We start from the raw sequence: 21,267 nt of genomic DNA on the forward strand, positions 1-21,267 counted from the left end.
AGGAACGGGCGATGCCCGCGGCTGCGCCGGAGGCCTCCGAGCCGGCGAGAAGTGCCATGCTCTCCTCCCTGATCACCTGGTGATCGGCAAGCGGTTGAACCTGGTCGCCATGAGATAGCCGAGCCAGGCCGACGCAAGCGACAGCACCACCACACTGACAAGATAGGTCGCCGCAAGGCCGAGGTCGCCCTCGAGAAGCAGGATGAAGGTGTCGAGGCTCATCGACGAAAAGGTGGTGAGACCGCCGCAGAAGCCGCCGGTCACGAACTGGCGGACGGCCGGGCCGACCATCAAGCGTCCATCCGGCCGGGTCAGCGTGGAAAAGAACATGATGACCCAGGAGCCGACGACGTTGACGAACGCCGTTGCAAGCAGCGCGCTCCAGCCCAGCAGCGAGACGACGACGTAGCCGCATAAAAAGCGCGCCAGCGAACCGATGGCCGCGCCGCAGCCCACCGCCAGATAAAGCCGCATGGCTGTCTGTCTATCGTTTCCAAACATGCGCCCTACCCCGCCATCCGCACGACGGTCCAAAACCCAAAGGCGACGGCAAGCACGCAGAGCGCCGCCGAAGCCACGATGTTGAGAGCGGCGAGCCGCCGCTCGCCGTCGAGCGCGAGGTTGAGCGTCTGCAGGCAGAAGGACGAAACCGTGGTGTAGCCGCCGAACAGACCGACCACGATCAGGTCGCGCACGAGTTCGGCGGAAAAGATGCCGCCGACGGCCCGCGCCGCGCCTGCGAAGGCGCCGATGGCAAGCGCGCCGGAGACGTTGACCACCAGCGTGCCCCAGGGAAAGGTCTCGCCGACGCTGCGGCCGAAAAGGCCCGACAGGAAGAAGCGGGAAACACCGCCGAGGAAGCCGCCGATCAGGACCAGGGCGCAGGCCGCAAGGCTCATCGCTTCTTTGCCTTTCCACAAAGCGATTCCTCGCGGGAATCGCGCCATCAAGACAGGCGTGTGCGAGCGGAAAAAGAAATCCTGCCGCGCGAAAGCACGCCTGGCAGGAGTCATCAGCCCAGATGCGAAAAGCTCGGGCGGTTTCGGGGGAACCCCATCCCCATTTGACGAGGGAAACTAGGTGGTCGCGGGGTCGCGGTCAATCGGGGCCACTATGGTTGCGACGCGCTTCTTCGCGCCCCGTTAACATTTGCCGAATCCGTTATGGTGGCGGACGCGGTGGCGGACGAGAGACCGGAACTCCCGGGGCTGACGCAGAAGCGGCCGCGATCCCTCGTCTCTATGCGTTTCCGGCGTGTCGGAAATTTTGCGAACCAGGCTACGACGTGACCTTCTTCAGCACGATGGTCTGCGGCTTGCCGTCCAGCGGATCGACCTGGTGGCGAGTGTCGGTGAGGAAGATCAGCCGGTCATCGACCGTTATGCGGGCCTGCAGCGCGTAGGCCCTGCCGGGCTGGATTGCCTTGGGATCGAAGCCGATCTCGAATTTGATCGGCACCTGGCCGGCCACGACGATCTTGCGCTGGCCGACGAGCGTCGCCGGCGCGCCGGCCAGCGAGATGTCGGCGAGTTCGACCGAAAGCACGGCATTGGGCGGCAGCGCGATGCGCTCGCGATAGGTCACCTCGCCGGCAATCGTCTTTTCGGCGGCACTGGTGAACTCCGGCACGGCAAGCACGCCGACCACCAGCGGCACAAGGCCGAAGATGAAAAATTCCGCGATCCTGTCCAGCATAAGATTGCTCCCGCCCAGCAAATCAAACCGATTTGCAAGGTCGGGAAGGATTGCGGTCGTTCGATGGCCTTGGGGAGGAAATTCGCCGGCTTGTCCCTCAGGCGGATTGCCAACCGAAATTGCGAAGAGCAGTTCGGGGCGACCCTCTTCTCCCCAAGGGGAGAAGGTGCTGCGAAGCGCGCCGGATGGGGCGATCGCCAAGGCAATGCCGTCCTGGCTTACTTGTCCGGGGTCTTCCAACGATCCGCGGCTTCGTCGTCGGCTTCCTTGGCCTCGACCCAGCCGCCTTCGGAGCCGTCGGCACGGTGCTCCTTCTTCCAGAAGGGCGCGCGCGACTTCAGGTAATCCATCAGGAAATTCGCCGCCTCGAAGGCCGCCTGGCGATGCGCGGAGGCCGCGACCACCAGCACGATGTTTTCGCCCGGCGCGATTTTTCCATGGCGGTGGACGACAGTGAGCCCCTGCAGCGGCCAACGCCCGATGGCCTCAGTGGCGATGCGGCCGATCTCGGCCTCGGCCATGCCGGGATAGTGCTCGAGCTCGAGGGCGGCGAGCGCGCCTTGCTCGTCACGGCAGAGGCCGGAGAAGGTGACCACGGCGCCGATGTCGGCACGGCCTTCGGTCAGCGCGGCAATCTCGGCGGCGACGTCGAAATCCTCCCGCTGGACGCGGATGGCCGGCACGACCGTGCTCGCCATCTCAGCCCCCGGTCATCGGCGGAAACAGCGCGATCTCGCGCGCGCCCGCGATTTTCTCGCGGTGGCCGACATGTTCCTGGTTGATGGCGACGCGGATGACGTCCGGATATTGCAGCGCGTTTTCGTATTCCTCGCCGCGCGACTTCAGCCAGCGCAACAGGTCGGCGACGGTCTCGACGCCGGCGGGCAGCTCGACATGCTCTTCCGGCTTGCCGATCCGCTCGCGCACCCAGGCGAAATAGATGAGCTTGGTCGACATCTCACTCGTCCATGATGTGTTTCAGGCCGGCCCGGAAATAGTCGTAGCCGGTGTAGAGGGTGACAAGTGCCGCGATCCACAAGAGCACCAGGCCGATTTGGGTGGTCAGCGGGAAGATCTTGTCGCCGGCCGGGCCGACGAGCAGGAAGGCGATGGCGACCATCTGGATGGTCGTCTTCCATTTGGCGAGTTGGGTCACCGGAACCGAGACCTTCAGCGCGGCCAAATATTCGCGCAGGCCCGAGACAAGAATCTCGCGGCACAGGATGATAATCGCCGCCCATAGCGACCAACCGGCAATGCCGGCATGGCGGTCGGTGTCGGCGGCGAGCAAGAGCAGGCAGGTGGCGACCAGGAGCTTGTCGGCGATCGGGTCCAGCATCTTGCCGATGTTGGAGGTCTGCTGCCAGGCGCGCGCGAAATAGCCGTCGAAATAGTCGGTGATGGAGGCGAGCAGGAAGATGGCGAGCGCCGACCAGCGGGCAAAGTCGGAGGACTTCAGATGGCCTTCGAGAAAAAAGCACAGCACCACCAGCGGCACCGCGATGATGCGGGCGTAGGTGAGGATGTTCGGCAGGTTGAAAGCGCGCTGGGCCATATCTGATCGGGATCTCTCTCCGCCTGCCTACTCAAATCAGAAGCCAATGTGGGGGGTCAACAGGCGAGATTCGATTGGTCAACCCAAAATAGGCGCAAGAATGGTCAGCTGTCATGAAAATGGTTGTAGACCAGCTTCGCCACGTGCTCGGAAATGCCATCGACCTTGACTAGGTCCTCGACCGCGGCGCGGCTGACCGCCTTGGCGGTGCCGAAATGGTGAAGCAGCGCCCGCTTGCGGCCTGGGCCGATGCCGACGATCTCGTCGAGCGGGCTCTTGACCATCTCCTTCTTGCGGCGGGCGCGGTGCGAGCCGATGGCGAAGCGATGCACCTCGTCGCGCAGGCGCTGGACGAAATAGAGCACCGGGTCGCGCACCGGCAGCGTGAAAGAGTCCCTGCCCTTGACGAAGAAGCGCTCGCGCCCGGCGTCGCGGTCCTGGCCCTTGGCGATGCCGATGGCGACGACCCGGTCCTCGATGCCGAGATCGGACAGGATCTTGCGCACCGCCGTCATTTGCCCCTGGCCGCCGTCGATCAGGATGACGTCCGGCCATGCCGGGAAGCTGCCGATTCCCTCGACAAGATCCTCGGCCGCATCGTCCTCGGCCTCCGCGCCCGCTCCGATTGAAGGCTGGACGTCGCCGTGCTCCCTGAGCAGCCGCGAGAAGCGGCGCTCCATCACCTCGCGCATCATGCCGAAATCGTCGCCGGGCGTGATCTCGGTCGAGCGGATGTTGAACTTTCGGTACTGGTTCTTCACAAAACCTTCCGGCCCGGCGACGACCATGGCGCCGACCGCATTGGTGCCCATGATGTGCGAGTTGTCGTAGACCTCGATGCGCACAGGCGGCCTTGGGAGGCCGAAGGTCTCGGCAAAACCTTGCAATAGCCGCACCTGCGTCGACGTTTCCGCCAGCCTGCGGCCGAGCGCCTCACGCGCGTTCTGCAGCGCGTGATCTGTGAGATCCTTCTTCTCGCCGCGCTGCGGCACCGAGATCGCTATCCTGCGCCCGGCACGGGTGGAGAGCGCCTCGGCGAGCAGCTCCTGCTCCTGCACCGCCTGGGAGAGAAGCAGCGTACGCGCCGGCAGCTTGTCGTCATAGAACTGCGCGAGGAAGGAGCCCAGCACCTCGGCCGGCTCCAGCGCCGGATCGGCCTTGGGAAAATAGGCGCGGTTGCCCCAGTTCTGGCCGGTGCGGAAGAAGAACACCTGGATGCAGGTCTGGCCGCCTTCCTGGTGGATGGCAAAGACATCCGCCTCTTCCACAGTCTGCGGGTTGATGCCCTGATGCGCCTGCACATGCGACAGCGCCGCCAGGCGATCCCGGTAGATAGCGGCCCGCTCGAAATCGAGCTCTTCGGAGGCTTGTTGCATAGCGGCCGAGATCTCGGTCTTCACCTTCTGGCTGCGGCCGGAGAGAAAATCCTTCGCCTCGGCAACCAGCTCGGCATAGCCACGATGCGATATCTCGCCGGTGCAGGGACCGGCGCAACGCTTGATCTGGTAGAGCAGGCAAGGTCGCGTGCGGTTCTCGTAGAAGGAATCCGTGCAGCTTCGCAGCAGGAAGGCGCGCTGCAGCGAATTGATGGTGCGCCCGACCGCGCCGGCGGAAGCGAAGGGCCCAAAATAGTCGCCCTTGCGCGAGCGCGCGCCGCGATGCTTGTAGATGCCGGGCGAAACATGGTCGCCGGTAACCAGGATGTAAGGGAACGACTTGTCGTCCCGCATCAGCACGTTGAAGCGGGGCCTCAGCCGCTTGATGAGGTTGGCCTCGAGCAGCAGCGCCTCGATCTCGGTGCGGGTGACGACGAATTCCATCGTCGCCGTCTCGCGCACCATGCGGCCGATGCGGGCGGTGTGGAAGCGCCCCTGCGCATAGTTGGTGACGCGCTTCTTCAGGCTGCGCGCCTTGCCGACATAGAGCACGTCGCCGGCGGCGTTCATCATTCGGTAGACGCCCGGCTGGTTGGGCAGCCGCTTGACCAAAGTCTGGATCACCTCGGCGCCGACCATGCCGTCGGCGTCGCCGGCATGCGGCGTCCAGTCGATAGCGGTGAAAGCGACGTCGGGACCGGCGGCAACCGCCTCCGGCTCGACGATTTCCTCCGACGCCTCGTCCTCGATGTCGAGATCGGGCGGCAAATCATCGGCGGCGCCGAGGGGGCTGTGTTTATGGGCAGGACTCATTCCACCATGCCTGTCACATCGGGCGTCTGCCATGCAAGATGCTGGCCGCCGTCGAGCGCGATCATCTGGCCGGTGACGGAGCGCGCTTCCCAAAGATAGCGGATGGTGGCGCCGAATTCCGGCAATTGCGGGCCGCGCTTCAGAATCAGTCCTTCGACCTGCCTGCCGAAATCATCGTCGTCCTGGCGCTTGTTCTTCAGCGTCGGGCCGGGGCCGATGGCATTGACGCGAATGCGCGGCCCCAGCGCCTGCGCCAGCATCTGGGTTTGCGTCCACAGGGCCGATTTCGACAGCGCGTAAGAGAAATAGCGCGGCGTCGGCCGCCAGACACGCTGGTCGATGACGTTGACGATCAGTCCCTCCGCGCCTTCCGGCAAGGCGCGAGCAAAGTTCTGCGCCAGCAGCGCCGGCGCCTTCAGATGAATGGCGAAATGGCGGTCCCAGGCCTGCCAGTCGAAATCCTCGATACGGTCGTCGACGAACAAGGAGGCGTTGTTGACGAGGAGCGTGACCGGGCCAAGGGCAGCTTCGGAGCGGCCAACCAGATCGCCGACGGCTTTCATATCGGTGAGGTCGGCGGCGAGCACGGCGGCACGGCCGCCCTGGTTCCTGATGCGGCTGGCCAGCGCCTCGGCCTCGGCTCCGGAACGATTGGCATGGATGGCCACGGCAAAGCCATGCGCGGCAAGGTCCTCGACGATCGCCTTGCCGATCCTTTTCGCTCCACCCGTCACCAGCACCACGCCAAAGGCTTCTTTCATGTCGTCAATCCTCTATCGGCTTCACGATTCCGGGAAGCCGGCACAATATGACGGGCCAAGCGTTAAATGCCATTTCTACCTGGGGCAGGAATGTGGCGAAGCGGCCCGTACGCACGCTGCCGACCCGGATTGCGGAAGTTTCATAATGCAATATATGTCCCCGAACCCCTTGACCCAAGCGGTGTGCAGCGCAACATGGCTAGCGTGCTGACATTCGCTGTTGCGAAGATGCAACGTCACCTTTTGGCCTCATTCGCGCCAGGGAATTACCCAAGTTCAGGTTCGCTTCAGCCGTATTTCAGCACGACATTTGGAACCGTTGAACGCCAGGCCCGTTTATCCCCCCGGACGGGCCGGGGGCATTCATGAACATAAAAAGCCTCGTGTCTTGTGGCTTAAGGAGTAAACAACAATGCAAGCTAATCTCAAGTTTGCGCGGCCGCTGGCGGTTGCGCTCGGGCTCTTCGCCCTCGGTGGTACCGCTTATGCCGCAGACGCCGTCACCGAAGAGCCGCCGGCACCGGCCCCGGTCGCCGAACTCCCCGTCGCTTCCTGGGCCGGCCCCTATGCCGGTATCAGCCTCGGCTACGGCTTCAGCGGCCATGCCGACGCCCGCGACATCGGCGTCAATGTGAAGACCAAGGGCTTCATCGGCGGCGTCTTCGGCGGCTACCAGTGGCAGCAGGACAACTTCGTCTACGGCGCTGAAGCCGATCTCGGCTACAATGGCGTCAAGGGCGACAGCGCGGGCATCGATGCGAAGGGCGGCCTCGAAGGCTCGCTGCGCGCTCGCCTCGGCTATGCCGTGACCCCGGAAATCCTGCTCTATGGCACCGGCGGTCTCGCCGCCAAGAACCAGAAGATCGACGACGGCGTCAGCAGCGACAGCAAGGCGATGCTGGGCTGGACGGCCGGTGTCGGCACCGACATCAAGATCACCGACAACGTGTTCGGTCGTGTCGAGTACCGCTACACCGACTACGGCGACAAGAATTTCGACAATGTCGGCAACGTCAAGTCGAAGGACAACCGCGTCCTCTTCGGCGTCGGTATGAAGTTCTAAGTCGTCCAAGCCACGACACGGAAAAAGCCGGGCCGCGCGCCCGGCTTTTTTTGTGGTTGGCGTTGCCCCAGGCCGACACGTTTGGCCACGCCTTCAACGCAACCCGGTGGATGGCGCCTGCTGGAAAGCCTCATGGGCTGAAATCGACTGCAGCTGGTCGAGCCAATTCGCGCGCGAGCGCGAGAAGACCTGGGCGTCCGGACGGTAGTCGGCCGGGTCGGTCATGGTCGCGGCGTGAACGTGGATCTCGCCGGGCCATCTGTCGGAGCGGAAGTAGAGCCTGGTGCCGCAGGACGGGCAGAACCCGCGAAAGGTGTTCGGGCTGCTTTCATAGTGCCTGATGACGCCGGCCCAGTTCAGCTGCTCCGGCCTCATGCCGAGGAAAGCAGTGAAGGGAGCGGACGTGGCGCGCTGGCAATCGGCGCAGTGACAGACAAGATTTCGCGTGAGCTCTCCGGAATAGATCCAGGTGACCGCGCCGAACATGCAACGTCCCGCCAGAGATGCCATCGCTTCCTCCGCCGACTGCGTGCCCGGGCCGACCCCCGCCGACACGGCCGATGTGAAGGATAGGCGGCGCGATCTGTTCAGGCTGGCCGCTTTGCGACCTTGGCGGGTTTGACCTTCGGCGGCAGTGTCTCGACGAAAGCCAGCGCACGATCGATCCACTCGGCGAGATCTGCCTCGGTTGCAGTGCCTTCCGGCGCGACGTGGATATAGCCTTCCATCGAACGCCCGCCCATTTCCATCGGCCGCGCATGGGGCCGTGCGGCTGCGGCCGCGTGCCCGTCCTTGCCGACACGCACCAGCAAGCCGCGCTTCGAGGTGCCGACCAGCATATTGCCGTTGATCATGAAGCAGGTGCCGCCGAACATTTTCTGTTCCGTGAAAGCGCGCCGGCCAAGGGCCGCGCGCAAGCGCTCGACCATCGGGTCGGGGGCGACGATTGTTTGGGTGACCGACTTCGCCATGCGAACCACTTCGTAATTGCACGGCCTATGCAATCACGAATCCGGGCGACAATTCAATATGGGGAGGCGCGGCGGCGAGGCTGCCGATCTCCCCCACAAGGGTGGAGATGAGCTGTTTACCCCGGCACGCAGCCCTTCAGTTCCGGAAACTTTTCGTCGAAGCGCGCGGCCCAACGTGTAAGCCGGCCGCGGCCCTTTTCCCACTGGCCGCCGAAACGCAGCGCGAGATAGCCGAGGGTGGCACGCAGCGCCAGCTGGCCGGCGGTGATCTTCTTGGGCAGTTTCGGCGGGTTGGCGTTGAGCAGGTCGAGCGCGGCGGTGATCTTCGCCCACTGGCGGTCGAGCCAGGGTTGATAAACCATGGCGTCGGGGCGCGTGCGCCGCTCATAGACCATCGACAGCGCGCAGTCGCAGATGCCGTCGGCCAGCGCCTCCAGCACCTCGGCCTCGAGCCGCTTGTCGGGGTTGCGCGGGAACAGCACGTTCTTCGACAGCCGGTTGAGATGCTGGGTGATCGCCCGGCTGTCGTGGATCGTGCGGCCGTCCTCCAGCACCAGCACCGGGATCTTGCCCAGCGGATTGGCCGAGATCAGCTCCGCCGGCTTGTCCTCCGTCTTGACCGGCACGAGGTCGATGGCGATGCCGGCATAGGCGGCGGCCATGCGGACCTTCGAACTATAGGGAGAGGTGGAGGCGTAGAGCAGCTTCGGCATGGATCGGGTTCCTGATTGTCCGCGCGCACTGTTGACCGAATGCTCTTGCCAGAGCAACGGCCAGCGTCGCCAAAACCTACCGCCAATTGGCCGCACCTTGTTCGAGCGGCGCGTGCCGCCGCTACTTCAGGGACCGCTCCATGATGATGGTTCGTTCGTCGTCGTGGAAGGAGTCCCGGAGCGCGCGGAAGCCAAGTCTGAAATAAAATCGCTCCGCGGTGACCGAGGACGGCACCGTCAGCACCGTCGCGCCGTTTGCCCGCGCTGCTTCCTCGATCTCCAGCATCAGCCGGCTGCCGACGCCGCGTCCCTGAAATTCAGGATCGACGAACACAGATCGAACCATTGTTCCGTCCAGCCCCGCGGTACCGACAATTTTGTCGCCGCAAACGGCGACAAAGACTTGGCGCTTCTTGAAAAGTTGCAGCACGGCCGAGGGGCTGAAGCTCTGCTCAACGCGGGCGATGATTTCCGGCCCGTAATCCCTGGCGTTGTTTTTCCGCAGAGCGGCAACAATGACCCGGCTTACCGCTTCGGCATCGCCTCGCCTGCCCGTCGAATTCCAAGCCACAAAGCCATGATCAACCCTTTCTACCTGATCGACGTGCGGCAGCAGCCGACATCGCCCGGACCAGAACGGATCGTGACGATGCGAGCCGGTCGCGCAATAAAAAAGCTCCCGGAAGTTTGCCGGGCGGCAAATTTCCAGGAGCTTTCAGGACAGGCCTTTACCGATCCACTTCGCCCGCTGTCACGCCGAACTGGCGAGAGGGGCGCCTCGACGGCACCCACCCTCGCCTGTTCAGGCTCGCGAGCGAAGTTACGCGATTACTTCTTGGCCGGCGCCTTCTTGGCAGGCGCTGCCTTCTTCACGGCTGCCGTCGACTTGGCGGCTGCTGCTTTCATCGGCGCCTTGGCGGCGGGCTTGGCCGCTGCCTTCGCTGCCGGCTTCTTGGCGGCGGGCTTCGCTGCCGCCTTCGCGGCGGGCTTGGCTGCCGCCTTCGCGGCCGGCTTAGCCGCAGCCTTCGCCGCAGGCTTTGCCGCTGCCTTGGCCGGAGCCTTGGCCGGAGCCTTGGCTGCTGCCTTCGGTGCCGCTGCCTTCTTCGCTGCTGCAGGTTTCGCGGCAGCCTTCGGTGCCGCTTTCTTTGCCGGCGCTTTCGCCGCCGGCGCCTTGGTTGTCGTCTTTGCCATGCGATGCCCCTTGCGTTTTGCCCAAGGTCGTGAGTGACCCGGCGTGCTCATGCATATCTGACTCGCGGCTATCTAGCCAGCGAAGCAACACAATGAATTTCAGTTATTGAATTTTGGTTACGCAAGACGCGTTGACAAGGGCATCGGCAAAAAAAACGACAGAGAATCTTTGCTCGTCGAAGTGAAATTGCGCCGTCGAGAATTCCCGATGCTCTCTATCGCCGGATCATCCAGACATCTTGATGCCGCGCAGAGCGTAGATGTGAGCGTATTGCTCATAATGGACAACGCACACCATACAAAGCACCTCATCTTGTCCAGCGGAAAGATTTACAAGTCAAGGCGGAGCAGAACCGAACCGGCGAAGGGGCAAAGCTTGCGCGGCAAAAAGCGAGCTTACAGCTCACATTCAAAAAACTGCCGCTGGAGAGCTTGATCCGCTCAGGCTCCACTGCAGACGGCGTGAGGACTCCGCCGTTCCATGCTCCTCGCAAGTTCGGAGGGGAGAAAACCGTTGCGCATAGTCCTGGAATTGCGGTTCTTCCTTGGTCGCAATTCCGGACGGAAAACCGCTTCGCACTTCCTGGAATTGCTCTCAGGCCAAATGTGAGTATCCTGCTTATATTCTCGGGAGGCAGGTTGGGGATGTCTACTCGCATTGCAAAGCCAGCCCCGCGCATGCGCAAGGAGCCGCGCCAGGCGCGCTCGGTCGCCACCGTCGAGGCGATAATCGAAGCAGGTGCCCGCGTTCTAAGCGAGATCGGCTGGGCGGGCTTCAGCACCAACAAGGTGGCCGAGACCGCGGGCGTGAGCATCGGGTCGCTCTATCAATATTTCCCCGACAAGCTTGCGCTGGTCGACGCCATCCGACGCCGCCACTTCGACCATGTGCTGTCCGTCATTCGCGAAGCCGCGGCCGAGGAGAAGCCGCTCAGGCAATTCGCGCGCGAACTGGTGCGCGGCATGATCGCCGCGCACAGCATTCACCCGACGCTGCATCAGGTGCTGCTCGACGAGACGCCGGGCGACCGCGGCTCGCGCGCCGCGCATGCCTCGTTCCAGGCCCACTATCTCGAGCACTATGCGGCGGCCGTCGCGCAATACCGCCGGCGCCTGAAAAATACCGAGACCGTGGCGCGCGTGCTCTCCTCAGCCGTCGAGGGCGTGATCCACAATGCGGCGCGCCGCAACATGCTCGATGCGCCGGAGCTGCAGAAGCAGCTCGGCGAGCTGATCTGCGCCTATCTGTCCGGCCAGGGCGCGCGAGCGTGACGATCGCGAGACCGACGCCGTCAGGGTCGATAGCCGAGGCAGATCGCGCCCAGCGCGACGACGGCACAGGCTCCGATACGGCGCGGCGTCAACTGCTCGCCGAGGAAAAAGCGGCCGATGAAGGCCGCGAAGACGACACTGGTCTCACGGATGGCGGTGATCGGCCCGGCCGGCCCCAGCGCGAAGGCGGCGACCACCGCGCCATAGGCCAGCAGCGCGAATAGACCGCCGCTCAAGGCCTTGCGTGTTTCCGGCGCACGCAGGTCGACAGTGAGCCTGCCGCGCAGGCCGACGAAAGCCGCCGGCAGCAGGGCACCGTAAATCAGCAGCACCCAGGCGGTGTAGGCGGCGCTGTCGCCGGCGACGCGCACGCCGATCGCGTCGACCGTCGCATAGACCGCGATGATGATGCCGGTGGCCAATGCGTAGAGGATCGATGTCACTGAGGCCCTGCCCCGCCCGACTGACAGAGCCATAATGCCGCAGGCGACCAGCGCGACGCCGATGAGTTCCGGCGCGGCGAGCCGCTGGCCGGCCAACAGGAAGCCGCCGAGCGCCACCAACGGCGGCACGCTGCCGCGCACGATCGGATAAACCTGCCCGAGCTCGCCATGGCGGTAGGCCGCAACCAGGAACACGCTGTAGCCGACCTGAAGGACGGCCGACAGCACGACATAGGGCCAGGCAGCCGCAGCCGGCAGCGGATGGAAGAGCGCCAGGACAATAGCAGCGGCAGTGCTCGAGAAGCTCATGACTGTGACCGTCCACAGCCTGTCGGCCCCGGTCCGTAGGAAGGCGTTCCAGCTGGCATGCAAAATGGCCGCGGACAGCGCGAGCCCGACGACCGTCGCGTTCATTGGGGGCCCCGCGCGCCGGCGAGGATGGCGGAAGCCGCCTTGCGCGCATTGGCGACGGCGGCATCAGCCTCCCCCATCTGGGCCATCAGCGTCGCGCCCTCGATCAGCATCAGCAGCGCCGTGGCGACGCCCTCGGCCCGCTCCGGCGGCATCTCTTCTTCCAGGATGGCGCGCAGGCGCGCCCGCAAACCCTTCTTCTGGCGGCTGGCTGCCTTGAACACCGGATGATCGGGATCGCCGAACTCGGCGAGCGCGTGCGCGAACAGGCAGCCGTGGAAAGCCGGATCGCGAAACCAGCGTTCGTGCCAGTCCAGTATCGTGAAGATCTTCGCTTCCGCCGTGTCCGCCGCCGCGGCCAGCCGGTCGAGCTGGCGTTCGAAACGCGCCGCGCGGTGCTCCAGCACCGCGACGATCAGATCGTCCTTCGCCGGGAAGTGGCGGTACATCGTCATCTTGGCGATGTCGGCCTCGGCGATAATGCGGTCGATGCCGGTGGCGTGGAAGCCGTCGCGCTTGAACAGCGAATACGCGGTGTCGACAACATGCTGGCGTTTGGCGGAGGGCGATGAGGGCATTCTGCTGCCTGGTGATGAGACAGGTTTGTCTCTTTAGGCGACAGTTCGACAGTTGTCAATTGGCGGCCGATTAGCCGATTTGCTTCCGGCGATAGCCGGCAAGCTCACAATATTCGCGATCGGACTGATGCGGTCGGCGGGCCGCACTGAGTGTCCTGGGGCCTGAAGGCCGCAGGCCGGGGAATGGATCGGCGGCTTCTTACCGAAGCACGCGGCAGCGGCCGTTATAAACCATCCAGCGGTCGAAGCCGGAGACGCAGAACTCGACATTGTCGCCGATCGAGGCGAAGCCCTGGCCTTCCTCGATCAGGTAGAAGATCGAGCGGTCGCGGCCGTCCGACAGGCTGACGGTGGCGCGGCAATAGTGCCGGCCGATCGGCCATCTCTCGCTCGACGGCAGATAACGATGCAGGCGGATGTTATGGAAATCGGTGATCGCGACATCCGGCAGGTGCGGCACATGATGAACCTGATAGCTGAAGCGGTCGGTGATCTTGCTCAGCACCCAGGCCTCGCCGCAGACGCTGCCGTCATCCTCGGTGTAAACGGCAAGGTCGGCGGCCTGCGCTGCCTGGGTGAAACCAAGCGACGTGCCAAGCGGCGTCAGAAGCGAAATCAGCGCGGCAAGGGCGGAACGGGCGAAGCGAGTCATGACAGCCTCTCAAGGTCGGTTGCGCGCACTGTGCGGATTCGCTTGGCGGCGGTCAAGCGGTTGTGAAGACAATGGTTTCCCAAATCATCGTTCCAGATGCGGTCCGGCTGTCAGACGGTTCCCGCCACCAGCAGTCCGCCGACGACGGCCAGGTTGATCAGCAAGGCGTTGCGCAGCACCTGCCGCTCCGGCTCTTCGGACTCCCAGAAGCGCAGCAGCGCGACGTTCGTCGACAGCGTGAACAGGACAAGCGCGCCGGCGGCGAAAGGCACGGCACGGCCGAGCGCAAGGATCAGGCCGGCGACGACTTCGAGGGCTGAGCCGGCTGCCAGCATGACAACGGGAGCCGGAAACTTCCGGCTCGCCAGATAGTCGCACATAGCCTTGAATTTCAGGAAGTGCTCGATGCCGGCGAAGACGAACACGCCGCCGATGAGAAGCGCGCCTATCGCCTGAATGGTATCGATCGACATGTCGACCTCCTGCAGGCTTCCGGGTCAATCCTTCGGGATGAAAGCGGGGTTGTAGACGACTTCCCAGAGATGATCGTCGGGATCCTGGAAATAGCCGGCATAGCCGCCCCAGAAGGTCTTTTGCGCCGGCTTGGCGACGCGCGCGCCGGCCTTGACGGCCTCGGCCATGGTCGCGTCGACCTCGGCCTCGCTCGCCACGTTGTGGCCGATGGTGAACTCGGTCGGGCTGCGGCCGCTCTGCGGCACGGTGGCGTCGAGGGCGATGTTCGCGCGCTCGAAGATCGCGAATTTCAAGCCGCCGGCAAGCTCGAAGAAGGCGACGGCGCCATGCTCGAACTCGCGGCCGATGATGCCTTCGGTCGGCAGGCCCAGGCCGTCGCGGTAGAATTTGAGCGACGCCTCCAGATCGTCGACGCCAAGGGTGAAGACGGTGATGCGAGCTTTCATTTCTCTCACTCCCTTCTATATTCGTCACCACATCCGCGACCGGATGCGGCGCAGTGAAGGCGCTGGACGCGCCAAGAGGCTGCATCTGTTTTGCCACGGCGGACGCGACCCGCATTGAAGATTTCGGCCAAAATGGCCGAAGCGGATCCGCCAGAGGACGCCGAAGCAGATCGGAGAAGATATGGAAGCGGTCCTGGCGCAGACCACCGGCTTCTTTCGGGAACGGCCCGTCCCGCGAGGCCTGGCCGGCGCCTTCTCCGTCGTCTGGGTGCATCGCATGGCGAAGCAGGACGTCCCGCCAATCGTCGTCACGCCGGACGCGACCATCGATCTGCAATGGATCGAAGGTCGCTTCCGCGTGGCCGGACCGGACAAGGAGCCGCAGATCGAGCGCCTTCCCCCCGGGTCGGTGATCATCGGCTTCCGTTTCCGGCCGGGCGCGGCCGCCGGGTGGCTCGGCCTGCCGGCCGGCGAAATCGTCGGCGGGCGGCTGAGCCTCCAGGACTTATGGGGTACGCGTGCCCGCGAACTGTCGGATCGCGTCAAGGCCGCGCCCGACCTCGCCGGCATGGTGCGGCAGTTGGAAAATGAAGTCGGCGCGCATACAGAGGGGCGCGATGCGCTCGATGCGCTGATGGGCAGGGCCTTCGACCTCATTGATGAAGGCCTGTCGCCGGAGATGCCGCTGGTTCCCTGTCTGCTCAACCGCCTCAACATGAGCGAGCGGACGCTGCGCCGGCGTTTCGAGGACGCTTTCGGCTATGGTCCGAAGACGCTCGACCGCATCCTGCGCTTCCACCGCTTCCGGCGCCTGCAGCGACGGCATAGCGATGCCTCGACCGCGCTGCTCGCCATCGAGGCCGGCTACGCCGACCAGGCGCATCTGATCCGCGAAACCCGGCGGCTGACCGGCGTGACACCCTCGGCGCTGGCGTAGGTCAGTCTTCGGCTGGTCCCGGTCTCACTCACCGGCCAGCCATTCGATCGTCCAGCGCGACGGCTGTTCGACGGCAAGCACTCCATGCAAGGCCGGCAGCATCAGCCGCAATTTCGGCCTCCAGCGTGAAGGGCGGGTTCACCACCACAAGGCCACTGCCGTCGAGGCTCGGTTCGCTCGAGGCAGGCCGGATCTCGAAGCCGATGTCGAGCAGTTTTGGAATGCCTGTCTCCTTCAGCGCGGCGCGGAAGGCGGCGACCGCCTTGCGATCCTTGATCGGATACCAGAGCGCGTAGATGCCGCCCGGCCAGCGCCGGTGCGCTCGGCGCAGGTTCTCGACGAGACGCTGGAACTCGCCCTCCTCCTCGAAGGGCGGATCGACAAGCACGAGCCCGCGCTTTTCCTTCGGCGGCAGATGCGCGCCGAGCGCCAACCAGCCGTCGAGCTCGATCACCCTGGTCTGGATGTCGCCGGCGAAGACGGCTTTGAGCCGCGCAGCGTCCTCGGAATGCAACTCGATCGCCGTAAGCCGATCCTGCTTGCGCAGGAGATGGCGCACGATCAGCGGTGAGCCGGGATAGCGGCGCAGACCGCCGTCGGGATTTTCCAAGCGCACCGCTTCCAGATAGGGCTGAAGCAGCGCCGCCGTCCGAGGCTCGAGCGCGGCCTCGGACACCCGGCCGATGCCGCCCTGCCATTCACCCGTCTTGCCGGCCTCCACCGACGCGAGATCGTAGCGGCCGATGCCGGCGTGAGTGTCGATAGCGCGAAAGGCCTTGTCCTTCTGCTTCAGATACTCGACCAGCCGGCTGAGCACCGCGTGCTTGACGACATCGGCGAAATTGCCGGCGTGGTAGGCGTGGCGATAATTCATGCCGCCTTCACCTTTGCGAACCGCCGCGGCCCCAGCGCGGCGGCGGGGGCTGCGAGTTGGGATTCTGCGGCGGCTTGTTGCCGCGCCCAAAGACCAGCGAAAGCACCAGTCCAGCCAAGCCGACTCCCATCAGCGTGTAACCGGCCGGCTGCGCGCGTTCGTCGACCGAGCCGGTGCCCGCACGCAAGATCAGGTCGACGGCGCGCATGTCGATCCCGTCCGCATCGCCCGGACCGACAGTGAAGACGTAAGCGCCCGGCGTGACCGTCTCTATCACACCGGCCTCGTCGCGAAAGATCTTGTCGGGCAGCTGCGGGCTCACCTGGCGTGGATTGTCGGTGTGGTTGAAGGAGAGCGTCGAGGCGAGCGCCGTGCGGCCGCCGCTTGCCGCGGTCAGCGTCAGCACCGTGTGCTGCTGCGAGGCGACGCGCTCGGCACGCGCGGTGAGGTCGACCAGCACGCGAACAGGCGCGTCGCGCGCAGCGAGCCGTACGGTCGCCGGCCGGAAGCGGCCGCCCTCGTAGACGCGCCAGGTGCCGATCGCATGGCCGGAGAAATTGCTCACCGCCCAGGGATAAAAGACCCCGATGGCAGCGCCGGCGATGAGGACAAGAACCGAGAGGAAGCGCATTGAAAGCCCTGGTTAGAGTTTCTTGCGGGCGCGATCGCCACTTTTGGCGGCCTCGTCCCGGGCAGCGTCGCGAATCCGCTCCATCTCGTCCAGAAACATCTCCAGGCCAAGCTCGAAAGTCTTGTCGAAACCGCTTGTGCCAAAATAAGCCGCGGCCGCCACGACACTGGGATAGTCGCGCTGCAATTCTTCGTCGCTGACCGTGGTGACCGCCGACGGCCCCTTGGCGTAGCCGGCGGTCTCGTCGAGGATCGCGCCCATCAGATAATAACCGGCGGCGCGGAACAGACGGGCGCTGAGCTCAGGTCCGAAGCCGCCATCGTCGAACAGGCCGATGATGGCGTTCAACTTGGCGAGGCAGGGCGGCGAGTTCATGCGATAGACGACGATGAACGGCGCGAAGGCCGGATGCTCGGTCGCCACACGCCGGAATTCCTGCATACCGATGCGCGCCCGCTCACGCCAAGGAAGGCTGTGATCGGGGATCACGAGCCCGCTCATCTGGCGATCGACCAGCGCCTCGTAGAGATGCGCCTGCGAGGGAAAGTGATGGTAGATGCTCATCGCCTCGCAGCCGAGCCTGGCGGCGAGCTTGCGCATCGAGAAGCCGGAGAGCCCTTCCCGCTCGATTACCTCAAAGGCCGCGTCCTCGATCATCTCGCGGGACAATTTTCCGCGGGTTCGGATTTTCTTGCTCGGTGAGTCCATGGCGCCGCTTGACAACTTACACTGTAAGGTTCATGTTCAAATCACCTTACACCGTAAGGCTAACAAAAACCAGAGGAGAACACCATGCCTGTCATTCGCATTATCTCAAGCGCGCATTCCTACCTTCGTTCCGCCTCGCTGCTCGCCGCTATCGCGTTCACCGCGGCCTTGACCGTGCCTGCCGGCGCCGACGACTATGACGCCGCCATCAAGGACATCCAGTCGACCATCGGGGGCGTACCCGGCTTCATGAAGCAGTTCCCGAAAGCCGGTCTGCCCGGCGCGTGGGCAGAGGTCAAGGCAATCGAGATCAGCGACAAGACGGCGCTGCCGCCGAAGGTGAAGTCGCTGATCTCGCTGGCGGTCGCGGCGCAAATCCCCTGCAATTATTGTGTTTGGTCGGACACCGAGAACGCCAAACGCGCCGGCGCCACCGACGAGGAGATCCAGGAGGCAGTCGCCTTGGCCGCCTTGACCCGCCACTGGAGCACCATCTTCAACGGCATGCAGGTCGACTTCGCCCAGTTCAAGAAGGAGATGGGCGGAGAATAAGGAGGGCAATGAGGAGTAGAAACGGGAATGCACGGCGTCCAGTTGTCCAACCTGCGCTACTCCTTGTGCTCCCCCTTTTTAAGCACCTCAGAGTGGTGGCGATGCCGGGAGGCCATCTCGGCGTGCCGGACAGCACGGCTGCGGAGCCGTCGTCACCACGGCCGCCTAGCCCCGATCAATTCGGAAAGCGCGTTTCGCGGACAGGGCCTACAGGCTCGCCAGATCTACCTGTTGGCGAACTAAGATATACTTGCGCAATTTTCTAGCCCGAAAGACCGGCCGCAAGAAATGCCAGAGGCCGAGAGACGGCGCCAGACGCGTTCCTTGTCTTCACCTTGAAGCCTTCCGCCCCTAACGCTCGACAAGCTTTGCGTAGGCCGCGGCACGCGATGCTTTACCGCGGGAAAACCGGCCGGAACCGACCCCTTCTATGACTCAAAGGCGCGCCTGCCTACGCTTACAGTTAACCAACCGCAAAAGACTGAAGTTAATGAATCCCTAAATTAGTTGACTATGCCGCGCACAGGTATATCTTTCTATACGTTGGGTGTGCAATTTGGGCGAGCAGTCCGCGGTGGTGGCAACCATGTTCGTGGATCGCGACTTAGGGGCAAAGGGACGCTGAGCGGCAGCACATAAGCCGTACGGCAACGACCCCGCTTACTCAGACAAAACACATCGTGTTTTTGGCGACTTCGCGCATGCGGAGGGGATCGCCATGATTTCACCTGGTCGGGCAACGCTGTTGCCCCGGCCCGGAACGACGATGCGTGGGTGTGTGCGAGTATGAGGTCGCCATGGGTAGGGTCATCAAAGTTCTGAAGCTGGACACCAAGCCGGGACGGAGGCGTGCCGATCAAGGACGCGCGCTGGTCGCCGGCGGAGCAGGATTTCTGGGTTCTCATCTGTGCCAAAGGCTGCTTGCCGATGGATATGAAGTTATCGCGCTGGACAATTTCCACACGGGCAAGCGCTACAACCTGTCAGCGATAGCGCGTGACGCGACTTTCACCTGCATCAGGCACGACATCGTCGAGGAACTGCCGACGGACCTTGCTGTCGACGAGATCTACAATCTCGCCTGCCCGGCTTCTCCGCCGCATTATCAGGCCGATCCGATCCACACCTTCAAGACCAGCGTGCTCGGCTCGATCAACCTTCTGGAGCTCGCGCGGCGACACAACGCCAAGATCTTCCAAGCCTCGACTTCGGAGGTCTATGGCGATCCGCTGGTGCATCCGCAACCCGAAGGTTACTTCGGCAATGTCAACACGCACGGTCCGCGCTCCTGCTACGACGAGGGCAAGCGCTCAGCCGAGACGCTGTTCTTCGATTACTCGCGGACATACGGCATCGATGTCCGCGTCGCGCGCATCTTCAACACCTACGGTCCGCGCATGCGGCCCGACGACGGCCGCGTGGTGTCGAACTTCATCGTCCAGGCCCTGCGCGGCGACGACATCACCGTCTACGGCAGCGGCGCGCAGACGCGCTCCTTCTGCTTCGTCGACGACCTGATCGAAGGCTTCGTGCGCCTGATGAACGCCGACGTGGCCCCCCAGCACCCGGTCAATCTCGGCAACCCCGTCGAGTTCACCGTCATGGAATTGGCCGAGCTGGTCATCGACTATACGAATTCACGCTCGCGCATCGTGCACCGGCCGCTGCCGGTCGACGACCCCAGGCAGCGCAAGCCCGATATCTCGTTTGCCAGGCAGCATCTCGGCTGGGAGCCGAAGGTTGCGCTGAGCGAAGGCCTCGCCCACACCACTGCCTATTTCGACGCCGTCCTGGGCGGACGCCGGTTCATCGCCCCGCGCGCCGTCCAGGCATCAACCGCCAGGGAGGCAACGGCATGATGACCCGCCGCCCCGTTCTGGTGACGGGTGGCGCCGGCTTCATCGGTAGCCATGCCTGCAAGCTGCTGTCGGCGGCGGGCTACTTGCCGGTGGTCTACGACAATTTGAGCCGCGGCAACGAGAAAGCCGTCGCCTGGGGGCCGCTGGTCGTCGGCGACATCCGCGACCCCGAAGCGTTGCGGCGGGCGATCGAGACTCACAGACCACAGGCGATCATCCATTTCGCCGCCCTTGCCTATGTCGGCGAGTCGGTCAGCGCGCCGGCGGATTACTATGCGACCAATGTCGGCGGCACCATCGCCGTACTGGACGCCGCGCGGGCAAGCGGCATCGACAAGGTGATCTTTTCCTCGAGCTGCGCGACCTATGGCGTGCCGGAAGCATTGCCGGTGAGCGAGGCCTCGCCGCAGAAGCCGATCAGCCCCTATGGCCGCAGCAAGCTGATGGGCGAAGAAATCATCAGGGACTATGCCGCTGCCTATGGAACGAGATACGCGATCCTTCGCTACTTCAACGCCTGCGGCGCCGATCCCGAAGGCGAGCTTGGCGAGTGGCATACACCCGAAACCCACCTCATTCCGAGGGTGCTGATGGCGGCGTCCGGCATGATCGAGGCGATCGAGGTCTTCGGCGCCGATTACGAGACGGCGGACGGCACATGCGTGCGCGACTACATCCACGTCAGCGACCTCGCGCGCGCGCATCTCATGGCATTGATGCATCTCGAGGCCGGCGGCGACAGCCTGTCCGTCAATCTCGGCACCGGCCGAGGCATCTCGATAAAGGAGATCCTCGAGGCCGTCGGCCGCGTCACCGGCCGGACGGTCCCGGTCGCCTATAAACCGCGCCGGCCCGGCGACCCGGCCGGGCTGTTCGCCGATCCCAGCCTAGCACAAGAGCAATTGGGCTTTGTGGCGGAACTTTCCGATCTAGACACCATCGTCAGGACGGCAGCGCCCTTCTTCGGGCTCCGACCGGCCCTGAAGCCGAAGGTTTTCAAAGCGTCCGCCGGCGTCTCGCGCGCGGAGCGCGCGCCGCGCGGCATGAACGCCGCGGAAAAACGCCAGCCTGCACGGCTGGCAGTCGTCCCTGTGAGTACTGTGTCGGGGCGTGGGCTCGCTGAGCTGGGTTGACGGCTTGTCTCAGCGAGCCTCTTAGATTTGATACGCCGGGACAATTCCGAGCGGAAACTGCTAGAGCAATTCCAGGACGTGTGCAGCGGTTTTCCGTCCGGAAATTGCGTGAGCAAAGAGATAGAGCGGGTCGGCGTTTCCGTGAAACGGCCAGCCGCT

Annotated in this window: 26 protein-coding genes, 1 pseudogene and 1 riboswitch; of the genes and pseudogenes, 6 read left to right on the forward strand and 21 right to left on the reverse strand. The window is 64.2% G+C overall.

Annotated features, from left to right (window positions below; translation table 11 throughout):
- Positions 1-72 precede the first annotated feature (72 nt).
- The 8 genes from crcB (P9217_RS02950) to P9217_RS02985 all read right to left on the reverse strand — a co-directional run bounded on the left by crcB (P9217_RS02950) (position 73) and on the right by P9217_RS02985 (position 6,200).
- The gene (crcB, locus tag P9217_RS02950; RefSeq protein WP_278086686.1) at positions 73-474 is read right to left on the reverse strand and encodes a fluoride efflux transporter CrcB; all 402 of its coding nucleotides are present in this window, start codon (positions 472-474) and stop codon (positions 73-75) included.
- Positions 475-506: 32 nt separating this feature from the next.
- A complete protein-coding gene (crcB, locus tag P9217_RS02955; protein ID WP_095823910.1) occupies positions 507-899 on the reverse strand; it encodes a fluoride efflux transporter CrcB in 393 nt (130 codons plus the stop codon).
- Positions 900-996: 97 nt separating this feature from the next.
- Positions 997-1,070: riboswitch (Fluoride riboswitch) on the reverse strand.
- Between the two features lie 208 nt (positions 1,071-1,278).
- Positions 1,279-1,695 (reverse strand): YbaY family lipoprotein, encoded by a 417-nt coding sequence (locus tag P9217_RS02960; protein ID WP_095800047.1) that lies wholly within the window; start codon positions 1,693-1,695, stop codon positions 1,279-1,281.
- Positions 1,696-1,913: 218 nt separating this feature from the next.
- The gene (locus P9217_RS02965; RefSeq protein WP_095823619.1) at positions 1,914-2,393 is read right to left on the reverse strand and encodes a molybdenum cofactor biosynthesis protein MoaE; all 480 of its coding nucleotides are present in this window, start codon (positions 2,391-2,393) and stop codon (positions 1,914-1,916) included.
- 1 nt (position 2,394) lies between these two features.
- Positions 2,395-2,652: a molybdopterin converting factor subunit 1 gene (gene moaD / locus P9217_RS02970; RefSeq protein WP_067330385.1), complete on the reverse strand. Its 258-nt coding sequence runs from the start codon at positions 2,650-2,652 to the stop codon at positions 2,395-2,397.
- 1 nt (position 2,653) lies between these two features.
- Entirely contained in the window at positions 2,654-3,250 is a 597-nt protein-coding gene (gene pgsA, locus P9217_RS02975; RefSeq protein ID WP_067330383.1) for a CDP-diacylglycerol--glycerol-3-phosphate 3-phosphatidyltransferase, read from the reverse strand.
- 104 nt (positions 3,251-3,354) lie between these two features.
- Positions 3,355-5,439, reverse strand: a complete 2,085-nt coding sequence (gene uvrC, locus P9217_RS02980; protein ID WP_278086685.1) for an excinuclease ABC subunit UvrC — start codon at positions 5,437-5,439, stop codon at positions 3,355-3,357.
- Positions 5,436-6,200 (reverse strand): SDR family oxidoreductase, encoded by a 765-nt coding sequence (locus P9217_RS02985; protein ID WP_127246187.1) that lies wholly within the window; start codon positions 6,198-6,200, stop codon positions 5,436-5,438. The genes uvrC and P9217_RS02985 overlap by 4 nt, the downstream gene beginning before the upstream one ends.
- A 412-nt stretch (positions 6,201-6,612) precedes the next feature.
- Here P9217_RS02985 and P9217_RS02990 point away from each other — a divergent pair, with 412 nt between their 5' ends.
- Positions 6,613-7,263, forward strand: coding sequence for an outer membrane protein (locus P9217_RS02990; protein WP_066995784.1), 651 nt, complete (start codon positions 6,613-6,615; stop codon positions 7,261-7,263).
- Between the two features lie 93 nt (positions 7,264-7,356).
- Here the strand turns inward: P9217_RS02990 and P9217_RS02995 are convergent, their stop codons facing one another.
- From P9217_RS02995 to P9217_RS03015, 5 genes are all read right to left on the reverse strand, one after another.
- Positions 7,357-7,773, reverse strand: coding sequence for a GFA family protein (locus tag P9217_RS02995; RefSeq protein ID WP_278086684.1), 417 nt, complete (start codon positions 7,771-7,773; stop codon positions 7,357-7,359).
- 77 nt (positions 7,774-7,850) lie between these two features.
- Positions 7,851-8,234 carry a TfoX/Sxy family protein gene (locus tag P9217_RS03000; protein WP_164748505.1) on the reverse strand — a complete coding sequence of 128 codons (384 nt, stop codon included), beginning with the start codon at positions 8,232-8,234 and terminating at the stop codon, positions 7,851-7,853.
- 116 nt (positions 8,235-8,350) lie between these two features.
- Positions 8,351-8,947: a glutathione S-transferase gene (locus tag P9217_RS03005; RefSeq protein ID WP_095800053.1), complete on the reverse strand. Its 597-nt coding sequence runs from the start codon at positions 8,945-8,947 to the stop codon at positions 8,351-8,353.
- A gap of 121 nt (positions 8,948-9,068) precedes the next feature.
- Positions 9,069-9,518: a GNAT family N-acetyltransferase gene (locus P9217_RS03010; RefSeq protein ID WP_278088267.1), complete on the reverse strand. Its 450-nt coding sequence runs from the start codon at positions 9,516-9,518 to the stop codon at positions 9,069-9,071.
- Positions 9,519-9,775: 257 nt separating this feature from the next.
- Positions 9,776-10,138, reverse strand: coding sequence for a hypothetical protein (locus tag P9217_RS03015; protein ID WP_067330367.1), 363 nt, complete (start codon positions 10,136-10,138; stop codon positions 9,776-9,778).
- Between the two features lie 678 nt (positions 10,139-10,816).
- Here P9217_RS03015 and P9217_RS03020 point away from each other — a divergent pair.
- Positions 10,817-11,410 (forward strand): TetR/AcrR family transcriptional regulator, encoded by a 594-nt coding sequence (locus P9217_RS03020; protein WP_278056469.1) that lies wholly within the window; start codon positions 10,817-10,819, stop codon positions 11,408-11,410.
- 20 nt (positions 11,411-11,430) lie between these two features.
- On the opposite strand, the gene P9217_RS03025 is transcribed toward P9217_RS03020, so the two are convergent.
- The 5 genes from P9217_RS03025 to P9217_RS03045 all read right to left on the reverse strand — a co-directional run bounded on the left by P9217_RS03025 (position 11,431) and on the right by P9217_RS03045 (position 14,414).
- Complete coding sequence (locus P9217_RS03025; protein ID WP_278086683.1) at positions 11,431-12,267, reverse strand: DMT family transporter; 837 nt, start codon at positions 12,265-12,267, stop codon at positions 11,431-11,433.
- The gene (locus P9217_RS03030) at positions 12,264-12,842 is read right to left on the reverse strand and encodes a TetR/AcrR family transcriptional regulator (protein WP_278056437.1); all 579 of its coding nucleotides are present in this window, start codon (positions 12,840-12,842) and stop codon (positions 12,264-12,266) included. The genes P9217_RS03025 and P9217_RS03030 overlap by 4 nt, the downstream gene beginning before the upstream one ends.
- Before the next feature lie 199 nt (positions 12,843-13,041).
- Positions 13,042-13,494, reverse strand: coding sequence for a hypothetical protein (locus tag P9217_RS03035; protein ID WP_278086682.1), 453 nt, complete (start codon positions 13,492-13,494; stop codon positions 13,042-13,044).
- Positions 13,495-13,604: 110 nt separating this feature from the next.
- Positions 13,605-13,967, reverse strand: coding sequence for a DoxX family protein (locus P9217_RS03040; protein WP_278086681.1), 363 nt, complete (start codon positions 13,965-13,967; stop codon positions 13,605-13,607).
- A gap of 24 nt (positions 13,968-13,991) precedes the next feature.
- On the reverse strand, positions 13,992-14,414 hold the full coding sequence (locus P9217_RS03045) for a VOC family protein (protein ID WP_095800059.1): 423 nt from the start codon (positions 14,412-14,414) through the stop codon (positions 13,992-13,994).
- A gap of 181 nt (positions 14,415-14,595) precedes the next feature.
- Here P9217_RS03045 and P9217_RS03050 point away from each other — a divergent pair, with 181 nt between their 5' ends.
- Positions 14,596-15,351, forward strand: coding sequence for a helix-turn-helix domain-containing protein (locus tag P9217_RS03050; protein WP_127246195.1), 756 nt, complete (start codon positions 14,596-14,598; stop codon positions 15,349-15,351).
- A gap of 24 nt (positions 15,352-15,375) precedes the next feature.
- Here the strand turns inward: P9217_RS03050 and P9217_RS03055 are convergent.
- The 3 genes and pseudogenes from P9217_RS03055 to P9217_RS03065 form a co-directional block, all read right to left on the reverse strand.
- Positions 15,376-16,225: pseudogene (locus P9217_RS03055) on the reverse strand (23S rRNA (adenine(2030)-N(6))-methyltransferase RlmJ).
- Positions 16,226-16,232: 7 nt separating this feature from the next.
- Positions 16,233-16,856 carry a hypothetical protein gene (locus tag P9217_RS03060; protein WP_095823631.1) on the reverse strand — a complete coding sequence of 208 codons (624 nt, stop codon included), beginning with the start codon at positions 16,854-16,856 and terminating at the stop codon, positions 16,233-16,235.
- 12 nt (positions 16,857-16,868) lie between these two features.
- Complete coding sequence (locus tag P9217_RS03065; protein ID WP_278086680.1) at positions 16,869-17,513, reverse strand: TetR/AcrR family transcriptional regulator; 645 nt, start codon at positions 17,511-17,513, stop codon at positions 16,869-16,871.
- A 135-nt stretch (positions 17,514-17,648) separates the two neighbouring features.
- Here P9217_RS03065 and P9217_RS03070 point away from each other — a divergent pair, with 135 nt between their 5' ends.
- From P9217_RS03070 to galE, 3 genes are all read left to right on the forward strand, one after another.
- The gene (locus tag P9217_RS03070) at positions 17,649-18,116 is read left to right on the forward strand and encodes a carboxymuconolactone decarboxylase family protein (protein ID WP_127246197.1); all 468 of its coding nucleotides are present in this window, start codon (positions 17,649-17,651) and stop codon (positions 18,114-18,116) included.
- 797 nt (positions 18,117-18,913) lie between these two features.
- Positions 18,914-19,975, forward strand: a complete 1,062-nt coding sequence (locus P9217_RS03075; protein ID WP_278086679.1) for a UDP-glucuronic acid decarboxylase family protein — start codon at positions 18,914-18,916, stop codon at positions 19,973-19,975.
- Complete coding sequence (gene galE / locus P9217_RS03080; protein ID WP_278088286.1) at positions 19,975-21,108, forward strand: UDP-glucose 4-epimerase GalE; 1,134 nt, start codon at positions 19,975-19,977, stop codon at positions 21,106-21,108. Before P9217_RS03075 ends, galE begins: the two co-directional genes overlap by 1 nt.
- Positions 21,109-21,267: the final 159 nt, after the last annotated feature.

Source organism: Mesorhizobium sp. WSM4989 (assembly GCF_029625795.1).
In the GTDB taxonomy this organism is placed as follows: domain Bacteria; phylum Pseudomonadota; class Alphaproteobacteria; order Rhizobiales; family Rhizobiaceae; genus Mesorhizobium.